Annotated in this window: 17 protein-coding genes and 2 pseudogenes; 6 read left to right on the top strand and 13 right to left on the bottom strand. The window is 47.6% G+C overall.

Translation table 11 applies throughout. The features are described 5' to 3' along the window. Positions 1 to 121 precede the first annotated feature (121 nt). From ric to LDO05_RS07730, 5 genes are all read right to left on the bottom strand, one after another. Positions 122 to 823 (bottom strand): iron-sulfur cluster repair di-iron protein, encoded by a 702-nt coding sequence (gene ric / locus LDO05_RS07750; protein WP_481857028.1) that lies wholly within the window; start codon positions 821 to 823, stop codon positions 122 to 124. 169 nt (positions 824 to 992) lie between these two features. Next, a complete protein-coding gene (locus tag LDO05_RS07745; RefSeq protein WP_251378268.1) occupies positions 993 to 1,562 on the bottom strand; it encodes an FAD-dependent oxidoreductase in 570 nt (189 codons plus the stop codon). Positions 1,563 to 1,612: 50 nt separating this feature from the next. Continuing rightward, positions 1,613 to 1,927, bottom strand: a complete 315-nt coding sequence (locus LDO05_RS07740; protein WP_251378267.1) for a winged helix-turn-helix transcriptional regulator — start codon at positions 1,925 to 1,927, stop codon at positions 1,613 to 1,615. Positions 1,928 to 2,184: 257 nt separating this feature from the next. Continuing rightward, a complete protein-coding gene (locus LDO05_RS07735; RefSeq protein ID WP_251378266.1) occupies positions 2,185 to 3,153 on the bottom strand; it encodes a sugar phosphate isomerase/epimerase family protein in 969 nt (322 codons plus the stop codon). Between the two features lie 19 nt (positions 3,154 to 3,172). Beyond that, on the bottom strand, positions 3,173 to 4,255 hold the full coding sequence (locus tag LDO05_RS07730; protein ID WP_251378265.1) for a Gfo/Idh/MocA family protein: 1,083 nt from the start codon (positions 4,253 to 4,255) through the stop codon (positions 3,173 to 3,175). A 533-nt stretch (positions 4,256 to 4,788) separates the two neighbouring features. Between LDO05_RS07730 and LDO05_RS07725 the strand changes: the two genes are divergently transcribed. Further along, positions 4,789 to 5,613 carry an AraC family transcriptional regulator gene (locus tag LDO05_RS07725; RefSeq protein WP_251378264.1) on the top strand — a complete coding sequence of 275 codons (825 nt, stop codon included), beginning with the start codon at positions 4,789 to 4,791 and terminating at the stop codon, positions 5,611 to 5,613. A 69-nt stretch (positions 5,614 to 5,682) separates the two neighbouring features. Here the strand turns inward: LDO05_RS07725 and LDO05_RS07720 are convergent, their stop codons facing one another. Continuing rightward, entirely contained in the window at positions 5,683 to 6,375 is a 693-nt protein-coding gene (locus LDO05_RS07720) for a TerC family protein (RefSeq protein WP_251378263.1), read from the bottom strand. A 371-nt stretch (positions 6,376 to 6,746) separates the two neighbouring features. On the opposite strand from LDO05_RS07720, the gene LDO05_RS07715 reads away from it, so the two are divergent. Together LDO05_RS07715 and msrA are read left to right on the top strand one after the other, a co-directional pair. Beyond that, a complete protein-coding gene (locus LDO05_RS07715) occupies positions 6,747 to 7,355 on the top strand; it encodes a TVP38/TMEM64 family protein (RefSeq protein WP_251378262.1) in 609 nt (202 codons plus the stop codon). Positions 7,356 to 7,401: 46 nt separating this feature from the next. Then, positions 7,402 to 7,872, top strand: a pseudogene (gene msrA, locus LDO05_RS18975) (peptide-methionine (S)-S-oxide reductase MsrA); the annotation flags it as partial. A 3-nt stretch (positions 7,873 to 7,875) separates the two neighbouring features. Here msrA and LDO05_RS18970 read toward each other — a convergent pair. Next, positions 7,876 to 7,929, bottom strand: a pseudogene (locus LDO05_RS18970) (hypothetical protein); the annotation flags it as partial. On the opposite strand from LDO05_RS18970, the gene msrB reads away from it, so the two are divergent. Together msrB and LDO05_RS07705 are read left to right on the top strand one after the other, a co-directional pair. Next, the gene (gene msrB / locus LDO05_RS18965) at positions 7,918 to 8,370 is read left to right on the top strand and encodes a peptide-methionine (R)-S-oxide reductase MsrB (protein ID WP_481857053.1); all 453 of its coding nucleotides are present in this window, start codon (positions 7,918 to 7,920) and stop codon (positions 8,368 to 8,370) included. The pseudogene LDO05_RS18970 and the gene msrB overlap by 12 nt on opposite strands. 92 nt (positions 8,371 to 8,462) lie before the next feature. Further along, positions 8,463 to 8,645, top strand: a complete 183-nt coding sequence (locus tag LDO05_RS07705) for a DUF2188 domain-containing protein (RefSeq protein ID WP_251378260.1) — start codon at positions 8,463 to 8,465, stop codon at positions 8,643 to 8,645. A gap of 106 nt (positions 8,646 to 8,751) precedes the next feature. Here the strand turns inward: LDO05_RS07705 and LDO05_RS07700 are convergent, their stop codons facing one another. Further along, complete coding sequence (locus LDO05_RS07700) at positions 8,752 to 9,414, bottom strand: YitT family protein (protein ID WP_251378259.1); 663 nt, start codon at positions 9,412 to 9,414, stop codon at positions 8,752 to 8,754. Positions 9,415 to 9,944: 530 nt separating this feature from the next. Between LDO05_RS07700 and hmpA the strand changes: the two genes are divergently transcribed. Next, complete coding sequence (gene hmpA, locus LDO05_RS07695) at positions 9,945 to 11,144, top strand: NO-inducible flavohemoprotein (RefSeq protein ID WP_251378258.1); 1,200 nt, start codon at positions 9,945 to 9,947, stop codon at positions 11,142 to 11,144. 75 nt (positions 11,145 to 11,219) lie between these two features. Here the strand turns inward: hmpA and LDO05_RS07690 are convergent, their stop codons facing one another. The 5 genes from LDO05_RS07690 to LDO05_RS07670 all read right to left on the bottom strand — a co-directional run bounded on the left by LDO05_RS07690 (position 11,220) and on the right by LDO05_RS07670 (position 15,230). Next, positions 11,220 to 11,717 (bottom strand): Crp/Fnr family transcriptional regulator, encoded by a 498-nt coding sequence (locus LDO05_RS07690; protein WP_251378257.1) that lies wholly within the window; start codon positions 11,715 to 11,717, stop codon positions 11,220 to 11,222. 12 nt (positions 11,718 to 11,729) lie between these two features. Next, complete coding sequence (locus LDO05_RS07685; protein ID WP_251378256.1) at positions 11,730 to 12,374, bottom strand: alpha/beta hydrolase fold domain-containing protein; 645 nt, start codon at positions 12,372 to 12,374, stop codon at positions 11,730 to 11,732. A gap of 27 nt (positions 12,375 to 12,401) precedes the next feature. Next, the gene (locus LDO05_RS07680; protein ID WP_251378255.1) at positions 12,402 to 12,818 is read right to left on the bottom strand and encodes a MerR family transcriptional regulator; all 417 of its coding nucleotides are present in this window, start codon (positions 12,816 to 12,818) and stop codon (positions 12,402 to 12,404) included. Between the two features lie 78 nt (positions 12,819 to 12,896). Further along, complete coding sequence (locus LDO05_RS07675; RefSeq protein ID WP_481857027.1) at positions 12,897 to 13,808, bottom strand: hypothetical protein; 912 nt, start codon at positions 13,806 to 13,808, stop codon at positions 12,897 to 12,899. A 48-nt stretch (positions 13,809 to 13,856) separates the two neighbouring features. Continuing rightward, positions 13,857 to 15,230, bottom strand: a complete 1,374-nt coding sequence (locus LDO05_RS07670; RefSeq protein ID WP_481857026.1) for a nucleotide sugar dehydrogenase — start codon at positions 15,228 to 15,230, stop codon at positions 13,857 to 13,859. Positions 15,231 to 15,271: the final 41 nt, after the last annotated feature.

Below are 15,271 nucleotides of genomic sequence, written 5' to 3'. Positions count from 1 at the left end.
ACTTAAGTATATCGACAGTACAATATCGAAGTTGTGACATACCTCACACTATAGTGATATAGCTCACATAATAGTGATACTTTTCACATTCATAAGCATACTTCATCACAGTTTCTCTTACTCAATAACGGGGGAACAAAATATTATTCTCCACATGAACATGCTGAAAGGTCATCGCTTCTAATTCCTCGAGCCGGGAATAAGTCATTCTGTAGGTTGTACAAGCATGAGCTGGCGGCGTGAAATCCTGAGTCAGTTCGCGAAGCCGCTTCAAAATATCTCCTGCAGCATCGTGCTCCGCCTCAAGCTCTGTAATAGAGGAACGAAGCTTGTTCAGCGTGTCCGGCTCCTGACTGGACTCCCAATTAATCATTTTCGGGAAGACACTTGCTTCTTCCTTGTCTGTATGTTCAAGCAGTTCTTTCTTCAATACTCCGAATAGAAGGTTAATTTCAGCCAAATGCTCCCCCTCTTGACCATGAACGCGGAATACCTTCTTCACGTTCTGCTCGATTAACGGAAGCTCCTCACGAAGGTAGGCATGATGCTTATTCACAATGTATGCGATCAAATCATTAGAGCTCCATGCCGCATAGTTATCATTCTCTTCGGTCACTGGATGCTCGCTGAGCAGCCTGTGAAGATCCTTCAACACATCTTCAGTACTGAGACCTCTCTCTTCCAACGCCTCACTTAACGGACGATTCCCACCACAGCAGAAGTCAATACGATGGCTTCGAAAATAATCGCTTGACTTAGGAAAACGCACCACAACGTCTCTCACCATGTCTTCTGCTTTGAAAGCAAGATTAGCCATACCCATTTCATCCACTCCATTGTTTTTGGTTAATATCTGATACCATCGTACTTCAATTCACTGAAGAACATGTGTGATTTGAGTAACAGAGATTTTGTAATAAAAGTCACTATTGATCACAATTCTAAATAAAAAAGGCTTTCTGCAGATATAGCTGCAAAAAGCCTGATCATATTTATGATTTCAATACATCGTGGTCTACATAACGCTCGCCATTTAACTCGCTTAATATTTCAACTGCTACTCTAGCACCGTCGCCAGCCGTTATAATCGTGTGAACACTTGCCCCGGCCACCGTTCCGGCTGCCCAGATTCTCGGCTTACTTGTGCGGCCTTCCCTATCCGTTGCAATAACCGTCTTAATTCTAGGCTCCGGACCTTCCTTAAACTCAAGCCCGATATGCTTAGCCAAATCTGTAAGCGCTCCCGTAGCAAAGATCACATGAGACGCCTCATAGCTTCTTCCCGATTCCGTCTTAATAGTAACTGATTGGCCGCCGTTGGTATCCAGAGCCGTAACTTTCTCTTCAATAAATTTGGCTCCGAATTTGGCGGCCTGCTCACGACCGATCTTGAGCAGATCCGGTCCCGAGATGTCTCTGACGCCATAGTGGTTCTCAATCCAAGCCCGCTTGGTCATACTTGTGTTGCTGTCAATTACCAAGGTTTCTCTACCTGCCTTGGCCAGAAATAAAGCTGCACTGGCTCCAGCCGGTCCGGCTCCAATAATGATGATCTCTGCCACTAAAGCACCTGCTTTCTATGTTAATTAGCCAGCAGCAAGACACTGGCTTATTATTCTACCCAGGCTTCTGCCCAGGATTGAATCTGCTCCATTACCGGCTGAAGTGCTCTGCCTTTGTCTGTCAATTCGTACTCAATCCGGACAGGAGTCTCGGGATATACATGGCGAACCAGGATGCCTTCACACTCCAAGTCTTTCATGCGTTCGGACAGCATTTTGTCACTCATCGACGGAATAAGCCCAGAAATGTCCTTGAACCGCTTAGGGCCGCTCATCAAGGTCTGTATGATCAGACCGTTCCATCTCTTACCGAGAAAAGAGAACGCGGTTTCAAATCGCGGACACAAATTCCATTGACCCTCCATAGAAATCACCTCTTTATACTCCGGTCAGGGTATAACCGAAAACTTACGTTTAGTTAGTATATATATTTTACAATACTTTGGTCATAAAGAAAACCAGGATACTGCCTGATTATACAATATATACGTGAAAGGGTATACAAAATGAACGTTTCATAACAAATAAGCCAAGACTATTTTCGGATATTATCCTCCGATCATAGTTTGGCTTATTTGTTAAAAATTTATTTAATTATATGGAATGGATGTGGCATGGGCTTTTACACCCACCACATATCCGCGCTCGAATCTTCAATGATGATTGATTGCAGGTTACGCACTGCCTTGGTGAACCCTTCTTCGATGGACATCAAGCCGTCTTCATGTTCAATGCTTACCACATAGTCGTATCCTACCAGGCGCAGAGCACTGATTATATCCGCCCAGGTCTTGATATCGTGACCGTAACCTACCGTACGGAACTGCCATGCGCGATCAAGCATGTTGGCATAGGACTGCATATCTGTAAGGCCGTATTTATTCACGTTGACCGGATCAATAACCGTATCCTTGGCATGGAAATGATGTATAGCTCCTTCACGGCCTAGAATATGAATGGCTTGAACAGGGTCAATACCCTGCCACCACATATGGCTCGGGTCCAGATTCGCTCCAATGGCCTCACCTGCGGCTTCCCGAAGACGAAGCAGGGTTGCAGGGGTATGCACGGAGAATCCACCATGCAGCTCAAGTCCAACTTTTACGTGATGTTCAGCTGCATATTTCCCCATCTCAGTCCAATAAGGAATGATCTTGTTCTCCCACTGCCACTTCAGAATCTCCTGGTAGTCATTCGGCCAAGGGGCAACCGGCCAGTTCGGATACTTCGCATCTTCATGATCGCCGGGACATCCCGAGAAAGTATTCACAACGGGAACCTCTAGAAGCTCGGCAAGCTTGACGGTCTTCAGGAAGTCTTCATGATCCGCCTTAGCAAGTGCTTTCTGAGGGTGGAGCGGGTTCCCGTGGCAGCTTAGGGCACTGATTGTAATGCCCCTGGAATCCAACGCCTTCTTGAATTCATCCCTAGCCGTCTTGTTCTCCAGCAGTACATCTGGCTGGCAATGCTTGTTCCCCGGATTCCCTCCGGTACCAATCTCCACTGCCTTCACGCCCTGGGACGCAACAAAATCCAAAGCCTCTTCAAATGAACGGTCTCCGAACAGAACTAGAAATACTCCTAATTTCATAATTGTATCCTCCTAGTTATTATTCAAAATATACGGTTCGGCCTGTTCTTGCCGATTCATAAATAGCCTCAAGAATCTCAGTTACTACCAGCGCCTGTTCTGGCTTCACAAGCGGTTCACGGTCTTCTAGCACAGCCTCAACCCAGGATTTAGCCTCGAGATACGCATCCGTCTCTTCTTCCCCTTCGTAGAAGGCCACCCCGCCTGAACTAAGATCCACCTTGGTCTCCCACAGACGGCTGTTCTTCTCGCCATTCAGACGAAGACCATTCTTCATGTCGGCTCCACCTTCTGTACCACTCAGAATGGTCTGTGCTTCCCCAATCTCAAGCACATTCAGAGCCCAGCTGGATTCCAGAATAATGGTCGCACCGTTCTTCATGGTAATAAATCCAAATGCGGAATCCTCCACTTTGAACTCCTCTGGATCCCATGACCCGAATGCATTCGCCGCATTCTTCCGGCTTCCGAGCTTGTGAAATACCGAGCCGGTTACGCTCTTTGGCTCATAGTTGTTCATCAGCCAAAGAGTTAAATCCAGCGCATGGGTTCCGATATCTATAAGCGGTCCTCCGCCCTGCTTCTCTTCATCCAGGAACACGCCCCAAGTAGGAACAGCACGGCGGCGGATAGCAAGCGCCTTCCCTAGATAAATATCTCCAAGCTCGCCGTCATCACAGAGCTTCTTAAGATATTGGCTATCACTGCGGAAGCGGTTCTGATAGGCAATGGACAGCTTCTTGCCCGTACGCTTGGCGGCATCCAGCATAGCTCTGGCCTGCTCAGCTGTCTTCGCCATTGGCTTCTCACACATTACATGTCTGCCTGATTCCAGTGAGGCGATCGTGATCTCCGCGTGTGAATCATTCGGAGTGCATACATGAATTACCTCTGCTCCGCTTTCTTCAAGCAGCTGCTTGTAATCCGTATAGACCTTACTGTTCTCGTTACCGTATTTCTCTTTGGCTTCAAGCGCACGCTCTTCAACAATATCGCAAAAGGCAACCAGCTCCACCTCTTTCTGCTTGGACAAGCTCGGCAGATGCTTACCTGTGGCAATACCTCCACAGCCGATTACGGCTACTTTCAACACTCTAGACATGACGATGCCCTCCTCAATATTTAAATAGTAAAAATGAATTCACAGATGTGCGGTACAATCTCCCATCCCTCATTACCCGTTCTTCCGAGCTTAACTTCACCGTCAAAATAGTAGGGGGCTGAAGGAAGTGGATAAGGGTATGGACAGAGATGGGATTACCCGCATTCTCTCCGGTATGTACCGTCTGCCGGACTATCCCGGGCAGCTGCCAAGCCGCTTATTCTTCGGAGTGGTCCGAGCAGACTAGCAATGCAAGGTGCCCGAGATTTCCGGGCCCTGCTCCTCATAAAGGCAAGTGGTCTTATCATCTACGGTGTATACGTTTTCAATTCCGCAAATGATCTGACCGCTCTTTGTCTTCTCCAGCACCCTATCCGCACAAGCCGTGACCTTCAAACATATGTAATCTCGCTGCAGTGCAAACTATTTAACAAGTAATATGGTATTCCTATTTCGGCTGCAGTAAAATGAATAATATGATTGAAACCTGAACAATCTGGTCATTATTTTATGATAGGTTAGGGAGACGTAACATGAACGTTAATGAGAACTTGCATATTTTAGCAGCGGGATATGCCCAGCACCGGAAGCCTTACTTTTCCAGTCATGAGGATGGATTGGAGCATTATCTGATCCGCATTCAGACCGAAGGACGCAGCCGGACCCGCTGTGATGGAAGGCTTGTGATGGTCGAGGCGGGAGATCTGTTAATTTTCCCTCCTGGGGAGCCCTATGAGCTGCGGATTGAAGCCTCTGAGAACAAACAGGGCGACCAGACGCTGTTCAGCGGGGATTACTATATTCTTCTTCGCGGTAAATGGATGGATGACTGGTGGAAGCAGCGGCAGCGCCCTAACAAGCTCCGCGTTCCTTTGTCTGAGGGCTTCATCGGGTTGTTCCGTCAAATCACGCTGGAGCAGCAGAGAATCTCTAATCCTTCCCCGGAAATTGCTGAATATTATCTCCGTATTCTTTGCCTGGATATTGACAGACAGCTGCAGGAGATTCCTGTTCCTACTCCGCGTACCTATCTCGCCTATCAGATTAAGCATTATATTGAAGCGAATGCCTCCACCACGTTCAAGCTGGAGGATGTGGCCGCCCATGTAGGAATCAGCGTGTCCAGAGCGGTTCATCTATTCAAGGCAGCGTTTGGAACAAGCATTATGCAGCATGCCCTGGAAGTTCGTCTGAATATGGCCCGTGAACGGGTAATCTTCAGTCCTTTGTCTCTGGAACATGTCGCAGAGAGCTCCGGCTTCCCGAGCTATAACTATTTCCATAAAGTATTCCGTTCCCGGTTCGGAATGTCCCCCAAGCAGTTCCGCTTGGTCAGCAGAGAGAAGATGAACAGCTGAATTCGCCAAAAAAACACCGCCTGCTCAATCTTGGTTGAGAGGCGGTGTTGTCTTATTCATCAACGTTCGTTAACCGTTCACTATATCGCGGATAGCCCGTTGTCTTTCATGTCTTCTTTTGACCCATGTACCCAAACCAACAACAATAGCAATCATGATAAGTTCAAAGCCATACTTGACTGCCCCGTTGGCGAACCATCCCGAGACGAGTGGCTCGTCCACCAGCATCTTAGCCGCTGTCCATGCCAGAACTGCAGCCCCCAGGGTAATTACAATCGGGAAACGTTCTGTCAGCTTCAGAATCACGGTACTTCCCCAGATCATGATAGGTATCGAAATTGCCAGCCCTATAATTACCATCACATTATCCCCGTGAGCGGCACCTGCCACGGCAAGCACATTATCAAGCCCCATCATGGTATCCGCGATGATAATGGTCCGGATAGCCGCCCAGACCTTGTTGCCCGCCTTGATGTCGTGACCCTTATCATCGACGATCAGCTTGTAGGCAATCCAGAGCAGCGCAAGGCCTCCTGCTAATCTTAATCCTGGAATTGCAAGTAGCTGCACAACCAGCACCGTCATGACGACGCGGACGACGATCGCACCTACGGTCCCCCACATGATAACCTTCTTCTGGTCCTTCTTCGGCACGTTTCTCGCAGCGAGTCCAATTACGATCGCGTTATCTCCGGCCAGTACTAGATCAATCAAAATAATTGATAATAGAATAGACCAGAAATCCAAACTCATAAAATCCATACAATTCTCTCCTTTACCCCTGTTATAATGGCCGGTCCACGCAAAAAAAGCGTCGCGGCTTTACTTGGGCCGCGACGCTTTACGCATCAAAAGAGGCCTTTACCCAAGTTCAAGCACCGGGCAAAGGTCTCGCTAACAACGAATTCGTTGTCAATAAAGCCGGGGATTTCATCCCGTAATGACGACTTTATTGTAAGTAGCTACTCCCCTTTGGGAACCATGCATATTTCTTAAGAGAATTATAGCACAAGTATGATATAAGGCGCCAGCCCCAAATTCATTGATTTACCGGAAAGAGGTCGATTCCCTGGCCGCACTTTGGTATTATACTTCTAGATAAGTATGCTACCTCTTCCCTGAAAGGAGCCGCAATGCGTAAATGGCTGGCTGCCGCGGTCTATGGAATGCTATTCGTAGCCGCATTATTATATCAAAACGAACTAACCGCATGGTTCCATCACCGTCCTCCTGTGCCCGCCATGCTGGGAATGACTACCCTGCTGGCCCTTTTTCCTGTAGTCCCTTATAAGCTGGTGGTAGGCGCGGCAGGGTATATGTACGGGGCCTGGTGGGGAGGTATGATCTGTCTCATCGGCTCCACAGCTGCAGGAGCCCTTGTCTATGCTGCTGTCAAATACGCTTACCGGGAGCAGGCCCGAATCTGGCTGGCCAAATACAAGACGCTGGACCGGTATACACGGTTTGTTGATAAGCATCCTTTTGAATCGATCGTGCTCTGGAGAGTGATTCCCCTGCTTCCTCAAATGGCGGTCAATGTGTATGCCGGGGTATCCACGATGTCGTTCCGCGTGTTCGTCCTTGGATCCCTGATTGGCAAGCTGCCTGGGATATTTGTATATTCTTTTCTCGGGGGCACACTAAGCAGCAACCCCCTTCTCTCGCTTCAGGTTCTGATCATCTACCTGCTGTTTACGGGAGCTGTTCTATGGGGATATAAAAGAATGACAAGAGCGAAGTAAGCGAGGATAACAACAAACATATCAATATAGAGGAGTGAATGGTAACATGAGTAATTCGTCCGAGGGCCAACAATTTGCTACTTTTGCCGGGGGCTGCTTCTGGTGTATGGTGTCACCGTTCGAGGAGCTTCCGGGAATAGAGAGTGTAGTCTCCGGCTATACCGGCGGTCATGTGGAGAATCCTACGTATGAGCAGGTCTGCTCCGACACAACAGGTCATTATGAAGCTGTACAGATTACCTACAACCCCGGGATCTTCCCTTATCAAAAATTGCTGGATTTGTTCTGGCAGCAGATTGATCCAACCGATGCAGGCGGTCAGTTCCACGACCGGGGCGACTCCTACCGGACAGCCATATTCTATCACACGGAAGAGCAGCGTGTTCTGGCGGAAGCCTCCAAGCAGAGTCTTGCTGAGAGCGGCCGCTTTGATAAGCCGATTGTGACTCCAATTCTGCCAGCGGCTCCCTTTTACGCAGCTGAAGAATATCACCAGGGCTATCACAAGAAGAATCCCGCCCACTATAAGCGTTACCGCAAAGGCTCGGGTCGTCAGGATTTTATCGAAACACATTGGTCTGGTACAGTTAACGAGGATGAGCTGAGACAGCGCCTAACACCCATACAATACAAAGTCACCCGGCAGAACGGGACTGAGCCTGCCTTTGCCAATGAATTCTGGAACCATCACGGCGAAGGGATCTATGTGGATATCGTATCCGGTGAGCCCCTGTTCAGTTCGAAGGATAAATATGATTCTGGCTGTGGCTGGCCAAGCTTCACCCGGCCCCTGCGCGACTACAGTGTCAAAGAGAAGACCGACCTCAGCCATTTCATGGTACGGACGGAAGTCAGAAGCGCTGAAGCGGATTCACATTTGGGGCATGTATTTACTGATGGACCGGGAGAGAATGGCCTTCGTTACTGCATCAATTCCGCAGCCCTGCGGTTCGTTCCCAAGGAAGAGCTCGAGGAACAAGGCTACGGTGAATATCGTTATCTGTTCAACTCGTGACAGGCAGAAAGAGGATCCAATCAATCACTTCTCGTTTAGATCACCTCTGGCCGGGTAATTATTATTCTATACTGAGCTAAGGAGTGATCCATATGCCTTGGGACAAGAATGATTATCCACCCTCAATGAAGAATCTGGACACAAGAATCAGAAATAAAGCTGTGGAGATTGCGAACGCCCTGCTGGAAGAAGGTTATGACGAAGGTAAGGCTATTGCCATCGGTACTTCCAAAGCTGAAGAATGGGACAAGAACCATCCCTCACACACTAAATAATCGACGAGGACCCTTAATAGAGGTCCTCTTTGTTTATGAAATTAATGCTAGTCCTGTTATATAAAAAAGAGCACCTATCCGGCTTCAGCCAGTAGATGCTCCACTCTTATGCACGAACGGTCTTCTCTTTTACAGCGTAAGGAACACGCAGCTTGGGTTCTGCGGCCTTGCCATAATTCACGGTCCAGGTAATCACTTTGCCTGCAATCAACACAGCAACGATGGTGTACATCGTCTCTAGCACAGGCATATATACAAGAGATATTAATAGCACAATAGCATCCAGGACGATAAATACGGTACCGATCTTAAGTCCTGTTAATTGGCTGACAACCAGAGACAAGATATCATCCCCGCCTGTCGCTCCGCCTGCCCGAAGCACCACCCCGGCGCCAATTCCGGTGAATATCCCAGATAAGACAGCAGCAATCATCAGATTGTTCTGCAGGTCCAGTTGAAATGGTGAGAACCGGTCGCACAGCTCGTAGAATCCCGAGAAAGCTATGGATGCAATCAAAGTATTCATCAGGAACTTGCGTCCTTTAAGGAACAAGGCAACGATAAATACCGGAATATCCAGTACTAACGCGGTCAGAGCAGGAGGGAAATCGAATAAATACTTTCCAAGAAGCGACAGACCCACAAAGCCGCCTTCCGAGAGATGGTTCTGAAAATTAATATGATAATACGTAAATGCCAGTAAAAAAGTGCCGATCAGCATCATGAACAATTGTTCCGAATCAACTAGACTTCTCTTCTTTTTCCTCATACAGAATCCCTCTTATCGTAGTTTGGTTGACCTTACGGCAACTCCCTACGAAGAAGGTCTGTGAGGACTTCATCCTTCGCATTGTCACACTCTTCTTTCGTGGGATATTTGGCCGTACACCGACATTCCACGAAAGAAGCTAAGTATAAGAGAGATCACAACGTTTCCAAATCGTCCTTTGGGGAATTGTCCTTCGGGGACACATGGTATCCTGATCCTTTCTTTTTCATTTTGCAAAAAACGAACCATGAGCTCCGAGACTTACAGCCCCCGTCGTTTCTGCTTACTAATCTTATTATACCACAGCAATAATCATGTCTAAACAGCTTGTATGTAAAAATAATATTATTTTCTGAAACCATGTGACTAATTTCATTGCAAAATAATTCTTAATCACAAAGTATCAACTTTCCGTGTGACGAGAATCACAATGAGCTTCCTGGTGGCTTTCTATACTTATATGGATTGAACTACAGACCATCCATGAAGTAAAGAAATCGAGTCCGATTACGGAAAGGAAGATGCTGCAAATGTTAGATCAACACACCATTCACATTATCAAGTCAACCGTCCCCGTTCTAGAGGTACACGGGCATGAGATTACCAAGACCTTTTACCAGACGATGTTCAGGAACCACCCCGAGCTGTTAAATATCTTCAATCATGCCAACCAGCGCCAAGGCAAGCAATCTGCCGCACTCGCCAATGCCGTATATGCAGCTGCAGCCCACATTGACCGATTGGAAGAGATTCTTCCGGTGGTCGTCCAAATTGCACATAAGCACCGGGCACTTGGTATTAAGCCGGAGCATTATCCTATAGTCGGGGAGAACCTGCTGGCAGCCATCAAATCTGTTCTTGGGGATGCAGCTACGGATGAGATTATTGAGGCATGGGGACGTGCTTATGGAGTCATAGCAGATGCTTTTATTGGAACCGAGCAGAAAATGTATGAGGATGCCTTACGGCAACCCGGCGGCTGGGACGGATTTCGTCCCTTCGAGGTCTATCGCAAGGTTCGCGAAAGCGAATTGATCACCTCCTTCTACCTGAGGCCGGCAGACGGTCAAGCTATCGCTTCTTACGCGCCAGGACAGTACATCACAGTACGGGTTAAGCCGGAAGGCCAGGAATTCACCCATCTGCGCCATTACAGCTTGTCAGCTGCACCTAATCCGGATTACTACCGGATCACCGTGAAGCGTGAAGACGCTGAAGCAGATAAACCTGCAGGTGTGGTATCTACTTATCTGCATGATTCGGTAACGGAAGGCACAGTGCTCGACTTAAGTGCCCCGGCGGGCGTATTTATTCTGGATGAGACCAAGGACAACCCGGTTGTTCTGCTAAGCGGCGGGGTTGGACTAACTCCTATGGTTAGCATGCTGGAGACTCTTCTCAAGAACAGCCCTCATCGCGATATTGTATATATTCATGCAGCACGCAGTGGAAGCCACCACGCCATGAAGGACCATATCACGGATTTAACCAGGGAGCATGCGAATCTTCAGTCTTTCCTGATCTATGAGTCACCTGCACAGGACGAGGTATGCGATAAGACAGGATATCTTGATCTGGCCTGGCTTCAGCAGGTAACGGACCCGAATTCGGACTTCTATTTCTGCGGACCTGTCCCTTTTATGCGTGCAGTGAATGAGGCCTTGAAGACCTGGGGAATCCCTTCGGAACGGACACACTTCGAGTTCTTTGGACCAGCAGACCATTTATAAGGATCGTTGTTAATACCCAAAAAGCTGACCCGCACCGGGATCAGCTTTTTGTTGTGTTGTTATTCTAAATGTCTGTTAGTGTCCCCGTAGAAGCCGATTGACCGTCTCACGCCGAACTCCGATCAGTTGGCCAATCTCCTCCTGTGTCAGATAATCCGTCAATGGAACTCCGTGGGCATAGCTGCTCAGCCATTCTTTGAGCAGCTCTAAGCGTTCAGCTGGTGTTCCTACAGTCAGATGATCCAGCCGCTGCTGCATGAATCTGACCTTCTCCTGAAGCAGGCTGGCCACCTCAAGCGGCCTCTTGGGATCCTCCTCAAGTTCTCTATACCATTCGTCAGCTGGAATAGCCTCAACTTCACTTCGTATCAGAGCGATCGCGGTTCCATGAGTCTCTTTGGGTGATATCAAAGAATGATGCGGAACCGTCTCCCCTGGATATAAGATATTAAACAGAACCATATTTCCGTTCTCGTGAAGTCTGGTTACCTTGAATAGGCCGCTTTTGATTTTGTACAAATATGCTCCATCATCCCCCTGATGAAACAAAATCTCTCCTTTGTGCAAAATCATCCTAATCTCTCCTTATCGATTACAATCTAATATCTTGGCCTTGTTAAAAGCACCTATATTTCTGATCGCCTGCTCCGCTTCCGGCAGCATATAGGCAAGAAAGTGAAAGACACTCCACATATTGTCCCAGATCTCCATCGTTACGTCTACACCTGCTTGCTTCGCCCATTCGCTCAGCCTTACCGCATCACTCAGCAGCACTTCCAGACTGCCCACTTGTATCAGTAGAGGCGGAAGCGCTGCAAGATTCATTTTTAGGGGCGACAATATTTCTGGAGGTTCACCCTGCCAGCTGCCCAGATAGGCTGCAATGAGTCTTCTATTCCCTTCCAGGCTGCCAGTGGGGTCATTCTCCCTGTTAGTCACATAGGAGTCCCCATCCAAATGGACCAGGTCCGCATGAGGGGATATCAGAAATGCCCCCGCTGGAAGAGCTTCTTCCCTGTCCCGCAGGGTAATCAGGGTCATAAGGGCAAGGGTCGCACCTACAGAGTCACCGCCAAAAATGATCTGACCGGCGGAATAACCCGCTTCTTTAAGCCAGTAGTATGCTGTAAGCGCATCCTCATTCGCAGCCGGATATGGATCCTCCGGTGCTTTACGATACTCAAAGGTCAGTACTCTAAGCCCGCTGGAATAGGATATTCTTGCCGTCATATCGCGGTAAAAACGTCAGCTACAACGTCAAGCTTCAATTTCTTCCTTGATTCCAAGTGTTTGAAGGACCTGCTTAATTTCTGGCTGCTTATGTACAGACTGCAGACTGCTTTTCAAATGGCTGAGCATATTCTTGGTGTTCTGCTGTCTTTCAATCTCTGTCTCTATGCTGTGGATTTTTCTGTCTATCAATGCGATGAAGTCTTCAACTCGGATGCTGTCCTTCCCAGCCTTAAGCGCTTTCCTAATTTCCTTGAGTGTGAAGCCGCAGTCCTTGGCATTCTTGATAAAAGTGAGACGGGTAAGAACCTCTTCCGAGTAGATGCGGTATCCTGAATCACTCCTGGAAGGCGTATCAATGAGACCATAGTTCTCATAATATCGTATCGTCTCCATATTTAATTGGGCCATTCTTGCCACTTCCCCACGCAAAAATCTGCTCATTACGACTACCTCTTCTCCTATTAAACTCACTTGTCTTGATTCAAAAAAGAGGCAGCCCTTAAGGCTGCCTTCTCTTCACTAGTCATTTCTGAGTGCTGTCTTTGTCTCATCGAACCGGGTACGCCATGCTTCATAACTGTGAACAGCGATACCCGCGAAGGAGACATGATTATCTCCCATGCTGACCAGCTTGTTCAGCTCCGCATCCAGCTTCGAGTCAGACTGGGCATAGAAGGATACCCCTTCACCCTCTTGGCTCGGCGCAACCTCGACTCCAACCCATATCTTCTTGCCCTGTGAGTCGGCCTCAGATAGCATATGTTCAGAAATTTCATAGATTTGATCCGCTTTGTCACGGTAGGCCATGATGGCCAGATAATCAAGCCTGTCGATCATCCAATCACTCATCGGCTGCTTGCCATTACCATTGGGATTATTCACCCCGTTCAGCCAGAAGGGGACCGCCGCTCCAACGGAGAGTCCGGCCTCTTTGCCGCTTTCGCTCCACGATCTCATATTGCGCATCCATTCCTGAAGCACAACCTTCTGACTGGACTTCCACTGTTTGAGCAAATAAGGTTCCACATCGAATTGGACGCCCGCAAACTGCTCCTCCGGTTTGGAGCTTGCATTATAGTCCTTCACCCAGTTCAGGAATTCATCCGCTTCCTCTTTGTTGTCATACAGTGCCCATCCAGGTCTGCCATTTAGAGCATGTACCTCAATCTTTTCCTTCTTGGCCTTGGAGATGAAGCTGCGGTATTGATCCGCAGCCACCTTCTCACCAATTTGCAGAAAAACAATCTTAACGCCCTGTTCCTTGGAGAATCTGACAATATCATCAGCTTGATCAATGATCAAATCCGTGTCCCAAAGCCACGTGGATTTAGTCTCTGGTGCCGATGGCTGCTTGTTAAGATAAGGAATAAGCACGACCAAAGCCATGATGATGACCAAGAGAGCGAAGATATAACCCTTATTCTTCATCAAAAATAACTTGATCGTCTGATCCCCCTTCCTAATCTAATAATAATCGGTTTATACAATCAGAGCTGGCTCTTCCTTCTCAGCAACCTGTTGTACAGAATGACCGATCTTGTATACATGCTCATAAGAATAACCTTTGAATGCATTTCTTGTATCCAGAATAGGTACACCTAGGCTGGCAATTTCGCTATAGTTCAGATCACTGTGATTCGTGATAAGTACGATGCAGTCATATTTCTTGAATTGCTCCACATCATAAGCAATGCTGCTGACAGTGCTTCCCGCCTTGTCACGGAAGGTAGTAGCATGCGGATCGTAATAGCTTACATACGCGCCGCTGTCCTTGAACAGCTCGTATACTTCAAGTCCTGGGGACTCACGAAGGTCGGCAATGTCCGGCTTGTAAGCCATACCGAGAATAAGAATGTTCGATTTCTTGACCGATTTAGCATACTCGTTCAGAATTTTCGAAGTCTTGTTAACCACATAGTAAGGCATATTGTCATTGGTAGATTGGGCTAGCTCAATGAATTGACTGTAGAAACGGAAGCCTTTGGCTTTCCAGGAGAGGTACATCGGGTCAAGCGGAATGCAGTGACCACCGATGCCAGGGCCCGGGTAGAATGGCATGAAGCCGAATGGTTTTGTTTTTGCCGCATCAATTACTTCCCAAATATCGATACCCATACGGTCACACATCATTGCCATTTCGTTAATGAAGGCGATATTAACACTGCGGAATGTGTTCTCGAGAAGCTTGGACATCTCAGCCACTTTCGGAGAAGTGACAGGAACTACGGTCTGGACATATTTGCTGTAAAGTGCTTCGCCAAGCTTAAGGCAGGCTTCAGTAGTTCCACCGATAACCTTCGGTGTATTGAATGTATTGAAGCGTGTGTTCGATGGATCAACCCGTTCAGGAGAGAAGCACAGGAAGAAGTCTTCCCCGACTTTATAGCCAAGAGCTTCAAGCTCGTGTTGAATGAGCTCTTCTGTAGTTCCTGGGTAGGTTGTGCTTTCTAACGTGATCAGAATGCCTTTTTTCATGTATTTCTTGATTTCGTCCACTACAGTCACAATATAGGAAGTATCTGGATCTTGGTTCTCACTAAGCGGCGTTGGCACGCAAATGCTGATTGCGTCAATTTGACGAATGGAGCTGTAATCAGCAGTCGGCTTGAACCTTCCAGAAGCGATAGCTTCTCCCAGTGTCTCATTGGAAATGTCGTGAATATAAGATTCTCCACGATATAATTTATCAATTTTGGAGATATCCAGATCAATACCAATGACATGGAATCCCTGCTTGACCATCTCTACGGCGAGCGGTAGGCCTACATAGCCAAGACCTACCACACCAAGTACGGCATTCTTCGATTCAATAGCACCCAATAAGTCATGGTATTCTTTATTCACATTTCTCATCCTCCAATTTATCTATATATTAGTTTAATAGAATAATAGGT

Origin of the sequence: Paenibacillus sp. YPG26 (genome assembly GCF_023704175.1) — a bacterium.
Taxonomy (GTDB): domain Bacteria; phylum Bacillota; class Bacilli; order Paenibacillales; family Paenibacillaceae; genus Fontibacillus.
The sequence above is the reverse complement of the archived record's forward strand: the minus strand, read 5'-3'. Positions and strand labels throughout refer to the sequence as shown.

Coding starts and splice junctions, on each gene's coding strand:
- ric (WP_481857028.1), bottom strand. CDS start 823: ATGGGTATGGCTAATCTTGCTTTCAAAGCAGAAGACATGGTGAGAGAC.
- LDO05_RS07740 (WP_251378267.1), bottom strand. CDS start 1,927: ATGGAGGGTCAATGGAATTTGTGTCCGCGATTTGAAACCGCGTTCTCT.
- LDO05_RS07735 (WP_251378266.1), bottom strand. CDS start 3,153: ATGAAATTAGGAGTATTTCTAGTTCTGTTCGGAGACCGTTCATTTGAA.
- LDO05_RS07730 (WP_251378265.1), bottom strand. CDS start 4,255: ATGTCTAGAGTGTTGAAAGTAGCCGTAATCGGCTGTGGAGGTATTGCC.
- LDO05_RS07725 (WP_251378264.1), top strand. CDS start 4,789: ATGAACGTTAATGAGAACTTGCATATTTTAGCAGCGGGATATGCCCAG.
- LDO05_RS07720 (WP_251378263.1), bottom strand. CDS start 6,375: ATGGATTTTATGAGTTTGGATTTCTGGTCTATTCTATTATCAATTATT.
- LDO05_RS07715 (WP_251378262.1), top strand. CDS start 6,747: ATGCGTAAATGGCTGGCTGCCGCGGTCTATGGAATGCTATTCGTAGCC.
- LDO05_RS07705 (WP_251378260.1), top strand. CDS start 8,463: ATGCCTTGGGACAAGAATGATTATCCACCCTCAATGAAGAATCTGGAC.
- LDO05_RS07700 (WP_251378259.1), bottom strand. CDS start 9,414: ATGAGGAAAAAGAAGAGAAGTCTAGTTGATTCGGAACAATTGTTCATG.
- hmpA (WP_251378258.1), top strand. CDS start 9,945: ATGTTAGATCAACACACCATTCACATTATCAAGTCAACCGTCCCCGTT.
- LDO05_RS07690 (WP_251378257.1), bottom strand. CDS start 11,717: ATGATTTTGCACAAAGGAGAGATTTTGTTTCATCAGGGGGATGATGGA.
- LDO05_RS07685 (WP_251378256.1), bottom strand. CDS start 12,374: ATGACGGCAAGAATATCCTATTCCAGCGGGCTTAGAGTACTGACCTTT.
- LDO05_RS07680 (WP_251378255.1), bottom strand. CDS start 12,818: ATGAGCAGATTTTTGCGTGGGGAAGTGGCAAGAATGGCCCAATTAAAT.
- LDO05_RS07670 (WP_481857026.1), bottom strand. CDS start 15,230: ATGAGAAATGTGAATAAAGAATACCATGACTTATTGGGTGCTATTGAA.